The following is a 308-nucleotide window of genomic DNA, read 5'->3' as shown; positions in this document are numbered from 1 at the left end:
TTAAAATCCGCCGTCATACTCGGCTGCGACCGAGTATCCAGAGTGAGCACAAGCGAATGCTTTTGAATTTTACCAAGCGCGGAGTAAATTAGATTTCGAGGTTTATGGGTCCCCGATCGGGGTAGGGGATGACAGTAATTGGAATTGCTTAGATATCCATTAAAATCCGCCGTCATACTCGGCTGCGACCGAGTATCCAGAGTGAGCACAAGCGAATGCTTTTGAATTTTACCAAGCGCGGAGTAAATTAGATTTCGAGGTTTATGGGTCCCCGATCGGGGTCGGGGATAACGGTAATTGGAATTGCT

Source organism: Zhongshania aquimaris, assembly GCF_019312595.1.
In the GTDB taxonomy this organism is placed as follows: domain Bacteria; phylum Pseudomonadota; class Gammaproteobacteria; order Pseudomonadales; family Spongiibacteraceae; genus Spongiibacter; species Spongiibacter aquimaris.
This window is presented reverse-complemented; position numbering follows the sequence as displayed.